This is a genomic window from Pseudanabaena sp. CCNP1317 (assembly GCF_034931345.1).
GTDB classification, from domain to species: domain Bacteria; phylum Cyanobacteriota; class Cyanobacteriia; order Pseudanabaenales; family Pseudanabaenaceae; genus Pseudanabaena; species Pseudanabaena galeata.
Genome location: NZ_JAYGIF010000011.1, coordinates 1 through 20685 on the forward strand (window position 1 = coordinate 1; position 20685 = coordinate 20685).

At 43.4% G+C, this 20685-nt stretch carries 13 protein-coding genes; 4 read left to right on the forward strand and 9 right to left on the reverse strand.

All coding sequences use genetic code 11. From position 1 onward, the window contains the following. Window positions 1-208 precede the first annotated feature (208 nt). Together VB775_RS05855 and VB775_RS05860 are read left to right on the forward strand one after the other, a co-directional pair. Window positions 209-5161, forward strand: a complete 4953-nt coding sequence (locus VB775_RS05855) for a WD40 repeat domain-containing protein (RefSeq protein WP_281006478.1) — start codon at window positions 209-211, stop codon at window positions 5159-5161. A gap of 503 nt (window positions 5162-5664) precedes the next feature. Continuing rightward, window positions 5665-6378, forward strand: a complete 714-nt coding sequence (locus VB775_RS05860; protein ID WP_281006477.1) for a hypothetical protein — start codon at window positions 5665-5667, stop codon at window positions 6376-6378. 241 nt (window positions 6379-6619) lie between these two features. Here VB775_RS05860 and VB775_RS05865 read toward each other — a convergent pair whose 3' ends face one another. The 4 genes from VB775_RS05865 to dusB form a co-directional block, all read right to left on the reverse strand. Then, window positions 6620-8593, reverse strand: coding sequence for a bifunctional aldolase/short-chain dehydrogenase (locus tag VB775_RS05865; RefSeq protein ID WP_281006476.1), 1974 nt, complete (start codon window positions 8591-8593; stop codon window positions 6620-6622). A gap of 59 nt (window positions 8594-8652) precedes the next feature. Continuing rightward, entirely contained in the window at window positions 8653-9045 is a 393-nt protein-coding gene (locus VB775_RS05870; RefSeq protein ID WP_281006475.1) for a Rid family detoxifying hydrolase, read from the reverse strand. Between the two features lie 248 nt (window positions 9046-9293). Continuing rightward, on the reverse strand, window positions 9294-10424 hold the full coding sequence (lptC, locus tag VB775_RS05875; protein ID WP_281006474.1) for an LPS export ABC transporter periplasmic protein LptC: 1131 nt from the start codon (window positions 10422-10424) through the stop codon (window positions 9294-9296). A 122-nt stretch (window positions 10425-10546) separates the two neighbouring features. Further along, window positions 10547-11620, reverse strand: coding sequence for a tRNA dihydrouridine synthase DusB (gene dusB / locus VB775_RS05880; RefSeq protein ID WP_281006473.1), 1074 nt, complete (start codon window positions 11618-11620; stop codon window positions 10547-10549). A gap of 243 nt (window positions 11621-11863) precedes the next feature. On the opposite strand from dusB, the gene VB775_RS05885 reads away from it, so the two are divergent. Then, window positions 11864-12769 (forward strand): phosphoribulokinase, encoded by a 906-nt coding sequence (locus VB775_RS05885; RefSeq protein ID WP_281006472.1) that lies wholly within the window; start codon window positions 11864-11866, stop codon window positions 12767-12769. Window positions 12770-13222: 453 nt separating this feature from the next. Here VB775_RS05885 and VB775_RS05890 read toward each other — a convergent pair whose 3' ends face one another. Further along, window positions 13223-16108, reverse strand: coding sequence for a CHAT domain-containing protein (locus VB775_RS05890; protein ID WP_281006471.1), 2886 nt, complete (start codon window positions 16106-16108; stop codon window positions 13223-13225). 364 nt (window positions 16109-16472) lie between these two features. On the opposite strand from VB775_RS05890, the gene VB775_RS05895 reads away from it, so the two are divergent. Further along, window positions 16473-17336, forward strand: coding sequence for an Rpn family recombination-promoting nuclease/putative transposase (locus VB775_RS05895; protein ID WP_281006470.1), 864 nt, complete (start codon window positions 16473-16475; stop codon window positions 17334-17336). Here VB775_RS05895 and VB775_RS05900 read toward each other — a convergent pair. The 4 genes from VB775_RS05900 to typA form a co-directional block, all read right to left on the reverse strand. Next, window positions 17305-17529, reverse strand: coding sequence for a hypothetical protein (locus VB775_RS05900; protein ID WP_281006469.1), 225 nt, complete (start codon window positions 17527-17529; stop codon window positions 17305-17307). The two genes, VB775_RS05895 and VB775_RS05900, sit on opposite strands and share 32 nt — an antisense overlap. A 258-nt stretch (window positions 17530-17787) precedes the next feature. Beyond that, window positions 17788-18447, reverse strand: a complete 660-nt coding sequence (locus VB775_RS05905; protein ID WP_281006468.1) for a J domain-containing protein — start codon at window positions 18445-18447, stop codon at window positions 17788-17790. A gap of 56 nt (window positions 18448-18503) precedes the next feature. Continuing rightward, window positions 18504-18671: a hypothetical protein gene (locus VB775_RS05910; RefSeq protein ID WP_176453035.1), complete on the reverse strand. Its 168-nt coding sequence runs from the start codon at window positions 18669-18671 to the stop codon at window positions 18504-18506. A gap of 115 nt (window positions 18672-18786) precedes the next feature. After that, on the reverse strand, window positions 18787-20580 hold the full coding sequence (gene typA / locus VB775_RS05915; RefSeq protein ID WP_281006467.1) for a translational GTPase TypA: 1794 nt from the start codon (window positions 20578-20580) through the stop codon (window positions 18787-18789). Between the last annotated feature and the right edge of the window lie 105 nt (window positions 20581-20685).

The following is a 20685-nucleotide window of genomic DNA, read 5'->3' on the forward strand; positions in this document are numbered from 1 at the left end:
TTTGCCATTAATTCTTGTTTCTGTTGCTTTTTCTTCTTTTAATTGATGCAAATCTCTCCATTCTTAACTTAACGATCTGTTTTTGCTTGGATTTCGTTTCTCTTTCCCATCTCGTGAATAATACAGGGTAGTATGTCTTTGTAGATTACGCTATCGCGATCGCGGTAAAACAAAACAGGTGATTCAGGTCGAACAATCGATCAGACCTTTGAAAAACGTCAATTCCCAGAATGAGCGATCGCTAGAAATATTGGCTAGAGCGATCAATCTATTTCAGGGAAATTTTTCGCTGATAATTGTTAACTGTAATTACCGTAGTCTTCGCCAAAAACTGTTAACTAGATTGGCGGTCAAATCAGGAGCGCGACACAGTGAGCTCTGGTGGCAATCCCAAGAGACTTTATATGGTAAATTGCAAGGTCTTTGGCGCGATGGTCAGATTGACAATATTTCAGCCCTGATGTGTTTGGGGTTCGAGCAAACTAGCTCTGAGAATTTAGAAGATTTATTTGTAGAAGCAAACCTATTTCGCGATCGCCTGAAGCAACAAATTCAATGTCCACTGGTATTGTGGCTGAATGATCGCGAGTTTCAACAGTTATGGATTAGCGCCCCTGAACTAGCAATCTTAGCTGCACCACCGATCAAATTTGGATTGACACATGCGGAATTAGATATAGAAGTTAATCAACAAGTAGAGCGACTTTTTGAGATTACAAGAGATCCTCAGATTCCTCTATTTTGGCAAGATACCCAAATAGATACTGATCGGGAATCATTCTCCTATAGTGAACTAGAGTTGGCACGGCGAGAATTGAGACTTGCTCAATACGACGCTCACCAAGAGATTTCCCTAGAATTAGAAGCAAAACTAGATTTTGCATTAGGACGATTATTGTGGAGATCGTCTGAAGCTATAGCCAGTGATGTTTATGAGGAATCTCACGGCGAAGTCCATAGTATCTCGCAAATTTACTATCAGTGCAGCCTTTCCTATTGGCAAAAAGTAGACCGACCGATTGAAAGTGGGCTTGTTTTATTCTATTTAGGAAATCTATGGTGGCATAATTCTTTTGTAAATGGGCGGTTAGCCCATGATTCTTGGGGCAAGGCAAAACAATTCTTTGAAGAAGCGATCGCGGCTTTGAAGCAAGCCAACCAATGGGACTTAATTGCTAAATATAGCCGAGCCTATAGTGGTGTTCTTGAACAACTTAAACAATGGAAAGAACTAGAAGCATGGATTGGGTCACTGTTGTTATTACATCAACAGATGCCCCTCGAACTCGCCCAAGATTATGGATATTTAGCTAAAATTGCTGTAGAAAGGGGATTATGGCATCAAGTTAAAACTTGTGCCTGTAAGGCGCTGACTACCCTAGAGCAAGTGCCTGTTTTTCAGGAAGAAAGCCTGTCTCAGAACTGGTTGAGGATGCGCCATATTCAGCGAGGTCAATATCAACTCTTACTCACCCAGAGCTATCTTCAACTTAAGGAGTTAGAACTAGCTTCAAGTGTAATTGAAGCCACGATATCTAACTTCAATCTTAATTATGAACCGAAGCTCTATATTCGGTTTCTCGATACTTTTTATGATATTGCCTTTGCCCAAGGTCGTTATCTGCAAGCCTTTCAAGTAAGGCAAAGACAGCGATCGCTAGAGCAGCAATATGGGCTGAGGGCTTTTATTGGTGCTGGCACTCTCCAACCTAAACAAACTTCTCCCAACGACCGTATTACGGAGCTAGATGCCAGTAAGTTTGATATCAATGCTGGTGAAATAGCTGCATCGGGGCGTACTCAAGATGTGGAACGCTTAGTGGAAAGGATACTTTCGGTCGAGCATCAACTTACCGTAATTCATGGCGAATCAGGGGTTGGTAAAAGCTCCTTAGTCAATGCGGGTTTGATCCCTGCGCTATTGCAGCGATCGCTGACAGGGCAAGAGTTACTACCGATTAAGATCCATGTTTATACAAATTGGATCAATGCTATTTCTTTCGCCATTTATAAAAGCCTTAGTCCAGATAATGATGTTTTTAGCACTGATATGCTATCTCATGAATTGAGAGAGCGTCGTAAAAATGGTGAACGTGATGTTAATAGTTTATTGCAGAAACTCAAGCAAGTGTCGGCTCAAGGTACTCAGATTGTTTTAATCTTTGACCAGTTTGAAGAATTCTTTTCTACCTGTTCCCAACCACTGGAAAGACAAACTTTTATTGGCTTTTGGCAAAATTGTTTAAAAATTCCGCTACTCAAAATCGTAATTTCACTCCGTGAAGATTACCTCTATTTGCTCCTAGAACTAGAATCGGTACATCCAGAAGTTGATATCTTAAGTCGTAATTTTCGTTATGCATTGGGAAATCTCTCACCATCTGATGCGAAATCTCTGATCGAAAATCTTACCGAACATGCCAATTTTCCGCTTGAGCCAAACCTTGTTGATGAGTTGGTAAAAGATCTAGCAGGCGATCGCGGATCAATCCGCCCGATCGAACTGCAACTGGTTGGTTCTCAACTTCAAGATCGCAATATCACTACATTGTCCGCCTATCTTGCGGCTGGCGCTAAGCAGCGCCTTGTCGAACAATCAGTTGAAGAAGTAATTCAATCCTGCGGTAATGCTGCTTTTCTTGCTCAACAGGTATTGATCTTGCTCACTGATGATCAAGGTAAACGTCCACTGCGAACTTACAATGAATTACGAACTGGTTTGTTATCTTACTCTAGTAATACTGAAGATCTTGATTTAGTTTTAGAAATCTTAATTGGCTCAGGGCTGCTCTTCCAATTGTCTGAAGTTCCCAGCAATCGCTATCAACTTGTCCATGATTATCTGGTTTCATTTATCCGTGCTAACCAAGAAGCGGGGCTATTAAATGAGCTACGCAAAGTCCGATTCTCGGCTCAACGTAGTCAAGCTAATCTCAATCGCCTGACTAAGTTTGCTTTGATCGGGACGGTCGTGGGATTATTTGTGATGGCAGGTTTAGCCTTTCAAGCAAATCATCAGCGTCAGCTTGCAGAAGTTGGTGAAATTGAAGCTCTAATTTCTTCAGCAAACTCTAGTTTTTTGCTCAATCGTCAATTGGAATCATTGACAACAATTGTACAATCTGCGAAGAAATTGAAAGATACAGATGAAGGAATTGATAAAACTAGAATTACTCAATTAACCTTTGAAAATCTGCAAACAATTGTCTATAACATTCGTGAACGCTATCGGTTTCAATCAATCAATAGGGATTCTCCATTTTATGCTGCGAAATTTAGTCCCGATGGTAATATTCTCGCCCTTGGGAGCTTTGATGGAAGTGTGTCTCTATATCAAAGTAATGGTAAGCTGATCGCGCAGTTAACTGGGTTGCAGACGAGAGATATTCGTGGTTTGAGTTTTAGTCCCGATAGTAAAAGGATTGCATCGACGGGAAAAGGCAAAAGTGTAAGAATTTGGGATGTTGAGTCTGGCAAATTAATTGGGAAGTTTTATGCTCACCAAGATGACATTTTGAGGGTAGACTTTCATCCTGATGGTAGAAGGTTGCTGACTGGTAGCAAGGACGGCAGTGTCAAGCTTTGGGATAGCGACCTCGGCATTGAACTGCTGACTTTAAACCCGAAAAATGTTGGCAACAATTCCCCAAAAAAAGAATCTGGCGCGATCCAAGATACAAGTTTTAGCCCCGATGGTAATTTGATTGTGACGGCGAAAAACACCACGATCGCACTCTGGGATTTGCAAGGTAACTTACTTGCCAGTGCGATCGCCCATGATCAAGAACTTTACGGTGTGAAGTTCCATCCCAATGGCAAACAATTGTTAACTTCGGGGCGAGATCAAGCAGTGAAGCTCTGGCAGATTACTGATCAAAATCGTCAAATTCAATTAGTGCGGATATTCAAAGGAATATCAACCGATGTGTTGAGCTTAAACTTCAGTGCTGATGGTGAGCGGATTGCGCTTGCTTCTCAAGATAGTACGATTCAAATCCTCAACTCTGAAGGAACGATAGAAATGCAATTAGGAGGACATACCGATAATATTTTTGATATTAATTTCAGTCCTGATGGTCATTATCTTCTTTCTGCTAGCAAAGATCGCACAGTGAGACTCTGGGATCTTAAAACCACCTTAATCAATACTCTCTATGGACATACGAGTAGTATTTGGTCTGTTAATTTCAGTCCTGACGGGAAAATGTTTGCTTCAGGTAGTGTTGATAAAACTGTTCGTCTTTGGAATGCTGATGGCACTTTTAGACAAGAACTCAATGGGCATGAAGATACTGTCTATGGAGTTAGTTTTAGTGCCGATGGCACGAAGCTCGTCACTTCTGGTGATGACAAAACTGTAAAAATCTGGAATAGCGCTACGGGTAAACTATTACATTCACTCAATATTCATGGAGCAAAGCTCATCTATGCCACCTTTAGCCCAGATCAAAAGCTGTTAGCGACACTTGGTTGGGATAACAAAATTAAAATATGGGAATGGAACAATACCGATAATCCTAAGCTATTGCATGTGCTAGAAGGACATAAAGGTACGGTCTGGTCGATCGCCTTTAGTCCTGATAGTCAGTCAATAGCTTCGACCGGCAATGATCAAACCGTGAGAATCTGGAATGTGAACAATGGTCAAACTTCTCACAGTTTGATCGTTGCTGGTAAAAATGTGCATACGATGGAAGCCCACACGAACGGAGGGTTAGCAGTTGCCTATAGCCCTGATGGTAAACAAATTGGTTCGGCTGGTAAGGATGGCAAATTAAAACTATGGAATGCTCAAACGGGTGTTCTGGAGCAAGTAATTATGGTGGCTCCTGATATTTGGATCTATGGTATGGCTTTTAGTCCCGATGGTAAGACGATCGCTACAGCAAATGCTGATAAAACTGTCAAAATCATGGATCGCGCTAGTGGCAAACTGCTCAAAACTTTATCTGGACATACCGCCGAAGTCTATGCTCTCACCTATAGTCCTGATAGTAAAAAAATTGTTTCCGCTAGTCGCGACAATAGTCTCAAATTATGGGATGCAGAGACTTTAAGCTTTGACGAACTAGTGCGGAGAGGCTGTGTCCTATTAGAGAACTATCTTGAATCATCACCCACATTGCTTCCAGAGCAAAAAAAAATGTGTCTCACGCAATAAAAAACTTGATAATCTAAATCGCCTAATCCACTGCACATATAGCAATCCTAAATAGGTTGTGAGAGTAATGCTTAACGTCAGTTCGACGAAAGCGAAAAATGGTAAGAATCGCTTAGCGATTCTTACCATTTTTCGCCATTTGCGGCGTGCGAAGCACGCCGCAAATGGCTATATCGAACTCACGTTAATGCTTAACACGTAAGCGATCGCTCACGCCAAACCGAAAAGTCCGTTGAGATTGTCTGATTTCATCCGAGCATGGGCAAGCAAAAATGATTCTCTTCGTTGTTTAGTTCCGAGAAGTTATTGGCGATCGCAAAGATCAATAATAATTAAGCGATCGGGGCATAACACATCATTGGAGCGGACAATATTAGAGGTTTTGTGTTGAGTTGAAAGGCGATCTATTGCCGCACAATTAAGTCGTTAGCTGTTCTTCGTATCGTATTATTGATTAGTATCAATAAAGTACTCTGCCCTGTGTCATTTATTCATGCAGCTACATGAGAGAGTCTAGTACTATACACCCCCCACTTGGTCTATGTTCTCTCCAAGACTTACCCGAGCCTTACCAACTTTCATTTCGTCAAGGCTCAGCCCATCAACTGCTAGGGCAGTTTTTACCTGCCGAAGTGGACTGGTTTACTCAGATTTGTCTGCTGCCGTTTTGGTTAATCTATGCACTACCGCTACTGCCTTTACCCTTGGTACTCTTCAATCCTAAAAATTATGGTCGTTTTTTTCAGATAGTCAGGCAGCAAAATGCGGCTGAGACGGCATTGCTGGTGGGCTTATTTGGGTTACTTGGGCTGTTGCTGGTTTGCAGTGGCTGGATGGCATTCGATGGAGCCTCCTCTTTCTTACGGACTTGGCAGGCACACCAGTCACAGCAGCGTAACGAGCATAGTTTTGGACTGGTGTTGCTGGAGCGAGGTTTGGTGGCACGGTTAATTGATAATATTGATAACCATAACTGCTTCTGGCTGCCAAGAAAAGCGATCGCTGACATCATTTGGCAGCGTATCAGCGAAGGAGCCAAGCACTCGCGCTTGGTTTACCGAACTCGATTGTGCTACGTCACAGAACATCAGGGAAAACAGCAGAAACGCTGGCTTACCCTTAAGGGGCATATGGTGAAAACGGGCTACCCAATGGGGGATTCGAGGGGAGATCGCGCCTTGTTTGAACAGCTTTATGATTGGTGGCAAACACCCTAACAATCAATTTTGATTAAAATGCGGCTTCCTCATACAGCAATTACCGATCAAACGAACCACAAGAAAAAATTTAAAAACGTTGCTTTGCAACGTTTTTAAATTTTTTCTTGGTTTGGATTTGAGCGCAAAGCGATGTAGTTCGACGAAAGCTAAAAATGGTAAGAATCGCTAAGCGATTCTTACCATTTTTAGCCATTTGCGTCGTGCGAAGCACGACGCAAATGGCTATATCGAACTCACGTTAAATTACGCGATCATTGCCTCCATCAACGGGAACTTGAGAAGCCGTTGTACAAGCAAACAGGTTCCCGCACATTTCTGCTGCAAGTTCAGCAACGTGACAACTGGTAACTTCCACCTTAAGCAGATTATTGGTCTTGTATTCCTCAATTGTTAATCCATAATGCTGAGCGCGAGAAGTTAATACCTCCTCCGTCCAGATACCTGTATCAAACACAGCATTGGGATGTAAAGTATTAACACGAATGCGATCGCTACTCCATTCTAGAGCTGCTACGCGCATTAGTTGGGTGAGCGCCGCCTTCGAGGCAGAATAAGCCGCCGCCGCAGGGCCAGGAGCGGGCACATTTTTAGAGCCGATCGCTACGACTCGTCCACCTTTAGGCGCAAGTTTCAGCAATGGATAACATTCACGCATTAGGACTAGATTTGCCTCAAGATTGATCTGCATCACCTTTTGCCATGTGGCAGTATCAAGATTTTCGATGCGACAACCCGATGGGAAAATCCCTGCATTGAGGATAAGCATATCTAGACCGCCAAAGGCTTTTACGGCTTGATCGAGGGAATCAGCGATCGCCACCTCGTCACTGACATCACAGGACACACCCACAAAATCAGGGCGATCATAAAGCTTCTCAATAGCAGGATTAATATCTAAGCCAACTACCGCCGCACCACGCTTTAATAATGCATCTACGCAAGCCTTACCAATGCCTGAAGCCGCACCTGTGATTAGAGCAATTTCACCCGTAAAAGCGGGAGAAGAACCTCCTTTTTTCAATTTCGCCTGTTCTAATTCCCAATATTCCACTGCAAAAATATCGCTAGCAGGTAGTGCTTGATAGCCACCCAAAAGTTGCGATCGCTGGATGATTTCCATCGTATGCTCATAGATATCCGCAACGATCTGGGACTCTTTTGCCGATTTGCCAACCGTGACTAGTCCTAACTGGCGATCGATAATGACGCGGGGTGCAGTATCTAGAATAGTGACTGCTTGCGCTGATTTAGGGGCTTCTTCAGCAAAATAAGCCCGATAGGATGCTGCATAGGTATTTACATCTCTCCCAACTAGGGGCAAGCGCTTCGTGCGAATCACATGATCAGGAGTCGCGCAACCCTGTTGCGAAATGATCTGGACATCTTCCCTTTGGGCAAAGGCTAGACTCTTCTCATCGGGATGGCAATTTAGAACTACAGGAAACCCTGCGACTTGAGAAACTTCAGTGCGTAGTTTGGCAATCTCTAATCTCTGCTCACTTTCCCTAATCAAAGAAGCTGGTGGTGAGATTTCCCAAGCATGATGTTTTTGTAAATAAACTTCTGCTCGATCAACTAATGCAATCATCCGTTCATAGGATTCCTTCGCAGTTTCGCCAAAGGAGAAAATACCGTGATTCATTAACACCATGCCAATCGTGCGATCGCTTTTCTCCGCCTCAAATTTCTCAGCACAGACTCGCGCTAGATCAAATCCCGGCATCACATAGGGAATGATCACCACATCGTCGCCATAGATTTCTTGAATCCGTTCCCATCCATTTGCAGTATTAGTTACGGAAATTACCGCATCGGCATGGGTATGATCGACAAATTTGTAAGGTAAACTCGCATGGAGAATTGTTTCTACCGATGGCGCAGGCGCACTCGCTTTCGTCATTTGCGTTTTCAGTTCATTCACCATTTGTGAATCGGAAAGAACTTGTAACTTAGCTAATTTCAATAAATGGGCTATCCGCACAGGCGCAAAACCCGCTTCAGCGATCGTTTCTAAATCCCAACCACTTCCTTTAACATATAGAATCTCTTCTTCTTCACCAACGATATTTTTCTCACGGATTTTGACGGAAGTATTCCCACCACCATGGAGAACAAGTGATGGATCGCGCCCCAATAATTTTGATGTATATACCCTTAAGCCTAAATCAGTTTTATATTCAGCAGCTTCGCGATCGCTCCACAAACTTTTCATTTTTTTTGAAATTCCTAAATAATTTAAGGTGGGGCTTGCCCACCCTACTGTTGAGATTGCTAGATGGCGACAATGCACTCAATTTCGACAAGAGCATCGAGGGGAAGTCGAGCGACTTGAACCGTAGAACGGGCTGGGAATGGAGCTAGAAAATACTTGCCGTAGATCGCATTTACTTTGGGGAAATCTGCCATATCAGCTAGAAATACGGTAGTTTTAATCACATTGGTGATGTCTGCGCCTGCCTCAGCAAGAACGGCTTGAATATTCTTGATTACCTGTTCTGCTTGTTCTTCAACATTGGTAGCAACAATTTTGCCAACGGCAGGATTGATCGCAATTTGTCCCGCCATGAAAATTAACTTACTAGCAGCGGAAACAGCGATCGCTTGGTTATAGGGACCCACTGGGTCAGGAGCATTAACGCTACGGATTACTTCTTTTTGACTCATGCTTAATTTTTTTCAATAGATCCAAGGCTAAGTATAACGTCAGTTCGACGAAAGCGAAAAAATGGTAAGAATCGCTTAGCGATTCTTACCATTTTTCGCCATTTGTGTCGTGCTTCGCACGACACAAATGGCTATATCGAACTCACGTTAAGTATAGCAACGCAAGAGATAGCTAGGACAAATCAAAACCAAAAAGATGAGTGGCAGCGCTTCGCGCCGCCACTCATCTTTTTGGTTTGTTAATTATTTTAGGGATTGAGAGTGGAAAAGACATTTGTACCTGTGACTGTGACAGTCTGCGATTCGAGGTTCGCTACAGCGCGATCGCCGCTAACATTAAGATTCTTATCTGGTTGTTTATAGACGATATTGCCCTCGGCTGTAATCGTTTTTGTGGGAATTAGCCATTCCACTTTGTCGGCATTAACAACACCTTGAGTAGAACTAAAACTTGCCGATACTTGACCCGTAAGATTAATCTGTTCCTTTTCGATTTGAGCTTCTCCCTTTTGCGCCTTCACAACAATGCCCCGACCTTTACTAGTTCCAGTAAAGGCTACTGGTAGAGTTACCAACTTTTTCTCAAGATTCCAAATGGCTTGAGCCGCCTCAATGTCAACATCTAGATTGGGATCTTTAGCTTTGATATCACCCGTGAAAGTAACTTCCTTTTTCTGAATATCCCAATTGCCTTTATTGGCAGTTAGTTGCAATTTATCTTTAATTTGAATCACAGAAATTGGAACATCCGTGAACACGCGATCGCTCTTGGCATCCCAAGTGACTTTCTCACTCTTCATTTCTAATGGTGGTTCCACCGCAGTCACAACTACTTGTTTTTCTAGGCTGTACACATTAGTACTAGGTTTAGCCGTTAATTCTTTGCCTGTCATGATCAGCTTGTCCTCAGGCTTATCAATCTGAATTTTGCCTGTGGCTTTGAGCAGATCTTCTTCCGATTTCCAGACCATACGATCGGCTTTCATATTGATCTTTTCTTGGACAGCGATCGCCTTAATATTGCCATCTAGGGAAATTTCTTTGCTAATTTGATCGATAGTTCCCTTATCGCCAGTGGTTTCCATCAGCAATTCCCCATCGCGATAAAATTTCCCTTCTACATCTTCCACATCGGCAATTTTGCGATCTTCCCGATAGTTAGCGCGTTTGGCTTGAATTTCCCAAAGCAGTTTGCCATTTGTATCAAATTCGGTGAGGGTAATGTTTTGAAGGCTAGAGCCAGCAGTTTGGGCGGTTTTATTGAGGCTAGAAATTTCGGGGCGCAAAAATATAAACCACCCCAGCCCAAACATCAGCACCGTTAACACAAAGATGATGATAAACAGGCGCAAATTACGACGACTAAATATTTGTTGCATGATGCTTCTTGATAAAGTTAGGTGATTTGCGCCGTGCTTCGCACAGTGAAAATTATAGTCAAGAACCCGTTTTTTGTGAGAGTGACTTTGCCAGCCTCCCAAAAAATAGTTCTTGAGTTTTATTATTGCTTCATGGCGATCATTTCTGCCATATCTTCATCTGAAAGTATCCCAAAATCCTCCTGATGACGAGCCAATTTGGCGATCGCCTCATCTAAACAATCAAAGCCATCTTGCACCGACTCAATCCGACAGAGGCGATCGCGCAGAGCCGCCGCCCCCACAAAACCCTTGGCATACCAAGTCATATGTTTACGGGATTGACGAATGCCACGGATACCTTTGTAATCCCACAGCCCCTGTAAATGCTCTTTGGCAACTTCTAAACATTGAATAGGTGTTGGCTTAGGTAAATATTCACCCGTTTTTAAAAAATGATCGACCTCGCCCACTAAAAACGGATAGCCCAGAGTCCCGCGTGAACACATCACCCCATCCGCACCAGTTTGCTCTAAACAAGCGATCGCCGCCTCTACCGAGAAAATATCCCCATTGGCAATCACAGGAATCGTCAGCACCTCTTTCACTTTACGAATCCATTCCCACTTAGCGTTACCTGTATAGCCCTGCGATCGCGTTCTAGCATGGACGGTGATCATCTTTGCCCCCGAATCCTCCATGCGCTTAGCAAAGTCCAAAATCGTAATTTCGGCATCGTCCCAACCGATCCGCGTTTTCACGGTCACAGGAATATCGACAGCATCAACCACTGATCTCACAATTTGCGCGGCAAGCTCTGGCTGACGTAACAGAGACGAGCCACCACCTTTTTTGGTGATTTTATTAACAGGACAGCCCATATTAATATCTACAGTATCCGCACCCTCAGCAACTGCCTTTTGCGCCGCCTCTGCCAAAAAATCGGGACGACAATCAAAAAGCTGAATACTAATTGGTGTTTCATAGCGATCGATCTCCATCAACTTGGGTAAAGACTTCATGTGATGCAAATCTGTCGCGCTGATCATCTCGGTATAGAGCATCGAATCAGGAGCATACCGCCGCACTAACCGCCGAAACACCAAGTCCGTCACCCCCGATAATGGCGATTGCAACACTCGACTTTGGAGGATGACATTGCCAATAGTTAGAGGTTCAGTGAACTTTTGCGGTAATTTTGATAGACCAGAAATCATGTCTGCAAAGTTTGCCCTAAATTTTGCTTTCTTGGGCGCTATATACAAAGGTATAGTAGTTTTAATATTTTTTGTGACTCTTCGAGCGCGAGCGATCGCACTTAGGGCTTTGCCGTAAAATAAAAAACTGGTTTTTGATGGCGCGGCTTCGCCGCGCCATCAAAAATTGAGTTCTTTATCAAATTGCATAAACCTCACGTTAATAAAAAGCACATTGATTAAACAAAATTAAGGAGCAAAAATTTGTCTAAAAAACATCCAGTTATTTCTGTAACAGGTTCATCTGGGGCTGGTACTAGTACGGTCAAACGTGCTTTTGAACATATTTTTTTGATGGAGAATATTAAGGCAGCGATCGTTGAAGGCGATAGCTATCACAAATATAACCGTCTAGAAATGCGTGAAGTGATGAAACAAGCTACGGCTGAAGGGCGCAACATGAGTCACTTCGGCTTAGAAGCCAACGTGTTAGATAAGCTCGAAGCACTTTTTAAAGAATATGGCGAAACAGGTAATGGTCAAAGACGCTACTACCTGCACAGTACTGAAGAGGCCGAGTTTCACAATGATCGCCTAGGTACTGAGGCAAAACCTGGGGAATTCACTCCTTGGGAAAGCATCGAATCTGGTACAGATATGCTTTTCTATGAAGGTTTGCATGGTGGTATTGTTGCCAAAGATATTGACGTTGCTAAGTATGTTGATCTATTAGTGGGCGTAGTTCCCATTGTAAATTTAGAATGGATTCAAAAAATCCATCGCGATAATGCTGAACGTGGCTACAGTGCTGAAGCGATCGTTGATACCATTTTGCGTCGGATGCCAGACTATGTAAATTACATCGCGCCTCAGTTCTCCAATACTCACATCAACTTCCAGCGTGTTCCGACCGTTGATACTTCCAATCCTTTCATCTGTCGTGATATTCCCACCCTTGATGAAAGCTTTGTCATCATTCACACCAATCGTTGCTTCCGTGAGAAGTTCCATATTGACTTCCCTTATCTACTAGACATGATCCATGATTCCTTCATGTCTCGCCACACGACTTTGGTTGTCCCTGGTGGCAAGATGGGTTTTGCGATGGAGTTGATTCTTCAGCCACTCATTGACTCAATGTTAATTGAATCGAAAAAGCTGCGATCTTAATCAAAAAGGGTTACTATGCGCTCCTTTCCTGTAGAAATTACTTTCATCTCTGCTTTTGTAGTACCGCAAAGTAAGAGTTAGCTAAGTAGCTCACTATAATTAAAACCTAAAACCAGAAAGCTGTCCCGACCGCTACGCGGTCGGGACAGCTTTCTGGTTTTTAGTTTACTTATGCCTAGCTACTTACAGCGCCTTGCGCTCAACCCCAAACCAAGAAAACTTTTGAAAGCGTTGCTTTGCAACAATTTCAAAAGTTTTTTTTCGATTGCTTTTCAATTCACTTTAGTGTCTTCACACTAAAGTGAATTGAAAAGCAATCCCAGTATGGAGTATGGATTAAGATTTGTCCTATCTAACAAGATGAGTGGCGGCGCGAAGCGCCGTCACTCATCTTGTTGGTTTTATGTCCTAAGCAAAACTTACATTGCTATATAACCAATTCGTGTTTTGGCATTACAACCCATTACCGATCGCAAAGAATGCTGACCAATAATTAGGATGATTGTATTGTGGGGATTTGATCAAGGCAATTTGCGCTCGGCGTAATGCTTCCGTAACCGTGACATCACCTTTTTGAAGTTCACCATAAAAGGCACTCATGAGTGCTTGTGTGCCTGCATCATCGACTTTCCAAAGAGAGGCGATCGCCTGTTTTGCTCCTGCTTTCTGCACTTGGTAGCCAAATCCTAAGATTTCCACACCATCACCCAATTTACCAACTCCAGTCTGACAAGCACTTAGCACGATCAAATCGATATTTGGAATTTGCCAATCGGTGATTTCATTGAGACGGATTTTGTCGCCGTTGCCGAAAATGATGAAGGAGTTATCTGGGACACCTATGTTAAATTCGGCATGGGTGGCGAGATGCAGAATATTATGGTTTTTAAATTTTGATTCGATCGCTTGACGGCTGAATTGATCTTCGATGAGTGTGACTGAGTTATTAAAAGAGTTGGCGATCGCTTGGACTTCCCTGATGGTTGCGGGTAAGGCTGTTTGTCCAAACTTTTTCTCTCCTGCTTTACCGCCAAAAGCTCCTGCGAGGATTTTGGGTGAGTTTTTAGGTTGTGCAGAAAAGTCAAAGAGACTGTAGGCGATCAGATTACTAATGCGATATTTCTCTGCTAGCCATTGTTTGCCGTCATAGAGTGCGGCGATGGGAATATATCGCAAGATGCCATCGGGTGCATACAGAATTGTAGTGGTTTTAGCTTGGACTAGTTCGGCTTCGATAGGTTTAATTAGCAATTGGTAGAGTTGTGTGGCAGGTTCTTGGACATCTTCAGAGCCAGCATCAATTAGTGCCGCTCTAAAATCAATCACTAGGGTTTCTAGTTCTTTTTGCGAGATTTTGACGGTGCGGCTGATGGGAATGGTGTTGGGTGAGAAGAGGATAATTTCGAGTCTGTCTCCTAAAATCAGAGGATAAAGTAAAGCTGTTCCTTGAGGAATTTTCTGAAGATAGTCGGGTACTTTGTTGATTTCGGATTTAGGAAGTTGTTGGATCTGTTTTGCAAGTTGGCTGCTAATTTGAGGACTATTCTCAAAGCTAACCGCTAACAGCTTATCGCTAATAGCCTTCTCTGTTTCTAAAAGTCTGACACCCTGCGCCGATCTATCGCTGCCTTTGATATTTTTGAAGTAGTCTTCGAGTTCTTGAACTTTGAGGAGATCGAGAACTTGCAAGGCTTCTATAATGCGATCTTGCTGAATCAGTAGATCCGCGAGACGTTTATAGCTACTAGAGATAGTCTCTAAATAGGATTGTTGAATGTCTTTGTCGAGTTTGCGAATGTCTTTGCGGATTGCTTCGCGGACATTGATCGATTGTTTGTAAAAGACAATGGCAAGTTCAAGATGATTGGCTTTAGATGATAAATTCCCTATATTTGCAAGGGTTAAACCCTCGACACTTCGGTCTCTAATTTCCCTAGCAATGGTCAGTGCTTGCTGATAAGAAATCATTGCTTCTTGATCTCGATTGAGTTTTTTGTAAGTAACGGCTAAATTATTGAGTCCACCCATTTCACCGCTACGGTCTTTGATTTCCCGTTTGATCGCTAGGCTTCGTAGATGGAACTCGATCGCTTTGTCATACTTGTCGAGAGAATCGTAAGTATTTCCCAGATTCCCTAGCGACTGTCCTTCACCTAGACGGTCTTTAATTTCTTGCGCGATCGCTAATCTTTGCAGATGAAATTCGATCGCTTTGTCATATTTGCCAAGAGAATAGTATGAGATTCCTAGATTTCCCAGTGAACGCCCCTCTCCTAGACGGTCTTTGATTTCCCGTTTGATCGCTAGACTTCGTAGATGGAACTCGATCGCTTTGTCATATTTACCAAGGAAAGAGTAAGTAATTCCAAGATTACCTAGCGACTGTCCCTCACCACGACGGTCTTTGATTTCCTGATCAATTGCTAAGCTTTGCAAATGAACCTCGATCGCTTTGTCATATTTGCCAAGACTTCGGTATGCGTTACCCAGATTTCCCAACGATTGCCCCTCACTACGACGGTCTTTAATTTCCCGCGCAATCGCTAAGCTTTGCAGTTGATATTCGATCGCTTTGTCATATTTGCCAAGGTTTCGGTATGCATTTCCCAAATTTCTCAACACACTCCCCTCTCCTTGACGATCTTTGAGTTCCTGTAGTATTACTAAGCTTTGCCTATGGAACTCGATCGCCTTGTCATATTTGCCAAGGTTTTGGTAAGCGATTCCCAGATTTCCTAGCGATTGCCCCTCCCCCCGACGGTCTTTAATTTCCCGCGCGATCGCTAAGCTTTGCAGATGGAATTCGATTGCTTTGTTAGATTTGCCAAAGTTTTGGTAAGCGGTTCCCAAATTTCCTAGCACAGTCCCCTCTCCTTGACGATCTCTAAGTTCCTGTAATACTGTTAGAGCTTGCAGATGGAACTCAATCGCTTTGTCATACTTACCAAGAGCATCGTAAGCGTTGCCCAGATTTCCCAGCGACCGCCCCTCTCCGAGACGATCTTTGAGTTCTCGTGCGATCGCTAATCTTTGCAATTGATATTCGATTGCTTTGTCATAATTGCCGAGAGAATCGTAAGCGATTCCCAGATTTCCCAGCGATGCACCCTCCCCGCGACGGTCTTTAATTTCCCGATAGATTGTTAATGCTTGCTGCCATGACTGAAATGCCGCTTCAAACTGGCTGATTTGAAATTGCTGATTCCCTTGGTTGAACAGCCGATCTGCCTCTGCTTTACGGTCTTGTATTGTCTGTGCTTGGACGCTTTCACTCATCACTATCTGCACTTGTCCACAAGCCAAAAAAGTCAACATCGCAATACTGATCGCCTTATTCATCGCCCACATCCTCACGTTTACATCAAAACCCGCAGTCGCCTACCAGCTAGCATAAAGCGATATTCCGAGAAATAGGTATTCGTTACAAAAAACATAACCAACCCAAAATCGAAACTATAGCGCTCCTAAAGTTGAGAGAGTGCGCCCCTTCGGGGCGCACTCTCTCAACTTTAGGATTGCTATATCTACTAAGTGATATAAGTAGATCGTCAAAAGAAACCTGTAAATGCACAGATCCCCGACTTTTTTTGTGAATTTGCAAATAGCCTTTGCTAGCTTAGAAAAAGTCGGGGATCTCAACCTATGCTTTTTAAGTTTTCTTATGCCTAGCTACTTAATTTTTGTGAAATGATCACCCCCCGCAATGATCGATAACGTTTGTAAATTCCTCGCAGAAAGCTACTCCACCGACTTTGCCAGTTGGCTACTAGGCAAACCCATCACCCTAACCAAAATCGAACAATCCGAACTCTCAGTCGAGCCAATTCGTGCCGACTCCGTAATATTTCTCGAATCAACCGAAATCATCCTACACATCGAATTTCAGACCGAACCCAATCAAAATATCCCCTTCCGCATGACTGACTACCGACTGCGACTATATCGTAAATATCCCGAACGCAAAGTTCATCAAGTCGTCATCTATCTCAGCCCCTCGCGATCGCACCTAGTCCATGAAACCACCTTCAACCTTGGCGAGCTAATCCATAACTTCAACGTGATCAGACTATGGGAACAACCAACAGCAATATTTCAGCAATATCAAGGACTATTACCCTTTGCCACCCTATCTCAAACCAGCGCCCCCGAAGAAACCTTAAGACAAGTGGCAAGGCAAATCGAAAATATTGCCGATAAACAACTCCAAAGTAACGTCGCCGCCTCGACCGCTATAATATCTGGTATAGCCCTCAGCAAAGAAATCATCAAAAGATTACTCAGGAGCGACATCATGAAAGAATCAGTAATTTATCAAGAAATATTACATGAAGGTTTAGCTGAAGGTGAAGCTAGAGGCTTAGCGAAAGGTAAAGCTGAAGGTTTAGCGAAAGGTAAAGCTGAAGGTTTAGTGAAAGGCAAAGCTGAAGAAAGAAATCAAATTGCCCTAAATATGCTGCTTTCTAACATTTCTGTAGATGTCGTGGCACAACTGACTGGACTAACCGCTAAGCAAGTGCAAAAGCTACAAAAGCTATCTAATAAAAAGTCTCAGAAGCCAAAAAAGTAATAGCGATCGCCAAACAATAAAGGCAATCATGAATCACCTGTACTCTTTGGTCAAAGAAACAGTTTTTTGTGGCGTGAAGATTTTGCAAATACTGCCTACAGTCCATTACTGATCGCAAAGAATGCTGACCAGTAGCTAAGCCCACAAACCTAGTTAAAGTAAAAATTGCGATCGCGTATAACCGTGAAGCCATAACATCACCACTGAAGTTACAAAGTAACTGTACATTTGCGTATCCCTATCGCATATATAGCAACGTAAGTTTTGCTTAGGACATAAAACAAAAAAGATGAGTGGCGGCGCGAAGCGCCGCCACTCATCTTTTTTGTTTTGATTTGTCCTATCTATCTCTTGCGTTGCTATAGTTACAGCGCAAAGCGCTGTAACTATATGCGATAACCTAGTGAAGGGATTATTTATACCAATCTTGTTTTTCAGCTATCACTTTACCTTATCCATTTTTAAGATTATGAACTCTCTCCAAATCACGCTTAACTTCAAAACTAAGTTCGCGATTTTTCGGATCAGTGTTTAATGCTTTATTGAGATAGATTTCGGCTTCGCGTAGCTTGCCTGCCAAAATCAATTCACTACTCCATCGATGATAAGTTACCGCTTTCCAATGGATTACCTCTGGTGAATTAGGAAATCTCTCACTCATGCCCTCCACAACAGCGATCGCCACCACGTATTTTTTCTGCTTTAGTAGATCTTGCACGCGCCGCAACATATCCAACTTGAGCTTTAGCTCTGGATCGCTATTAATAGGATCGACTTGATTATTGACTTGCTTTACCTCAATTTTGATTTTGGGATGAGGCTGTGGTTTGATGGGGGGAGTTGCTTTTGGCGGAGGGGGGGCAGACTGAGATGGAGAAGTATTGGTCGCGGCTTTTTTGGCAAACAATTCCTTAGTCAAGTCTTCCTTATCAGAATCTTTGAGCATTTTGTAAGCTTCCTGCACCAGACGAAACTTATCCGTGGCTGTTGGATCATTTTGGTTGACATCAGGGTGATACTTACGAGCAAGACGACGATAGGCAACCTTAATATCATCCAAGGTCGCATTGCGGGGTACTCCCAAGAGTCGATAGCATTCGGATAAGTGCATGGAGTGAAATTTAATTATTTAAAAAGCCGACAACAGGACTGGTTAAAAATTTATGGCTATTCTGGTTTTTTGCGGATTGAATATTTCCCTTTAGTCGTAATTGGCGATCCCTTGTTAGCTTCTACCAGCTTGATGTACTTATCCAGAGCCTCCTCCTTAGTTGCATGTTCAGAAATAACATGCACTTTACGACTTCCAGATATTTCGAGGACAACTTGGTGCATAAGTAAATGATTAGGGAATAGCCTTAAAACTTTAGAAGACAGTTTAGCAAATATAAACCGACAAAGTAAAAGGGGCGCATTGCGCCCCTTTTACTTTATGAAGATTCTTAGAGATTTAGCGCTTCGCAAATTTTTTGGTTAGCTTGCGTAAACGAATTGATTCGGGCGTAACCTCAAGGATTTCGTCAGGACCAATGTATTCCAAGGCTCGTTCGAGACTCATCTCGATCGGTGCTTGCAACTGCACAATGTCATCAGCACCAGCCGCACGCATGTTGGTGAGCTGTTTGCTCTTACAGACGTTTAGCTCCATATCTTGAGGACGATTGTTTTCACCAATGATCATGCCCTTATAAACCTTAGTACCTGGTTTAATAAAGAACACACCACGGTCTTCAGCATTCTTCAAGGAGAATTCTGTAGCTACACCTTCTTCAAAGGAAATCAATACACCATTGCGTCGGGCGCTAATGTCACCTGCGGCAGGACGGTAATCGAGGAAGCTATGGTTCATGATGCCAGCACCGCGAGTAGCCCGCATGAAATCACCACGGAAGCCGATCAAGCCACGGGCTGGAACGACAAACTCTAACTGAGAACGACCAGTACCAGACATTTGCATGTCGATCATTTCGGCACGACGTTGACCGAGACGTTCAATACATCCACCAACCGCATCTTCAGGAACGTCAAGGACTAGACATTCGTAAGGCTCACATTTTTGACCGTTGATTTCGCGGTAAATAACTTGAGGTTGGGTAACTTGGAACTCATAACCTTCACGGCGCATGGTTTCAATCAAAATACCCAAGTGCAACTCACCACGTCCTGCTACCGCAAAGCGATCGGGAGATTCGGGATCTTCGGTAACACGCAAAGCGACGTTGGTTTCGAGTTCACGCAATAGGCGATCGCGGACTTGACGAGTTGTAACCAGCTTGCCTTCTTGACCAACGAAGGGCGAGTCATTAACACAGAAAGTCATCTGCAAAGTGGGTTCATCCACCTTGATCATTGGCAAAGCTTGAGGCTCGTTAGGGCAGGTAATGGTTTCACCGATATTCGCGGTTGCAAAACCTGAAACAGCAACGATATTACCTGCGGATGAGGTTTGCATCTCTACTCGTTTTAAACCATCAAATCCTAGGAGTTTGGTGATTTTACCTTTGACGATTGAGCCATCTTCAGTGATGAGAGCTGCTTGCTGTCCAGAGGTAATCGTACCGTTGTGAATTTTGCCGATGACAATCCGACCGAGATATTCGGAATAGTCAAGGGTGGTAACTTGCAATTGCAAAGGCTTGTCAGGATTACCAACGGGTGGAGATACGTGGTGCAAGATCCCTTCAAATAGAGGCTTCATATCGACACTGGAGTCTTCTAGTTTTTCTTTGGCAAAGCCTCCCATTCCTGAAGCAAATAGATAAGGGAAATCGCACTGGTCATCATCTGCGCCGAGTTCGAGGAACAGATCGAGGACTTTACTAACAGCTACGTGAGGATCGGCAAATTCGCGATCGATCTTGTTGATGACGACCATTGGACGCAAGCCTTTTTCTAGCGCTTTTTTCAACACAAAGCGAGTTTGGGGCATGGGGCCTTCGTTGGCATCAACGATGAGCAGACAACCTTCTACCATGCCAAGCACGCGCTCAACTTCACCGCCAAAGTCAGCGTGTCCGGGGGTATCCACGATATTGATCAGCGTATCTTTGTATTTGACGGCAGTATTTTTGGAAAGGATGGTAATACCGCGCTCACGCTCTAAGTCGTTGGAGTCCATCACGCATTCGACAAGGGCTTCTCCTTCGCGAAAAGCGCCAGACTGTCTGAGGAGTGCGTCAACTAAAGTGGTTTTGCCGTGATCGACGTGGGCGATGATGGCGACATTACGAATAGGGAGAGACATGGGTGATGTATCGAGTTGATCGAAAAACTTATTATTTCTTTATCTATTATGCGTGAATTTGTCAAAAAACTTTGTATTTATGACCACTTGTAGTAATCACCAATA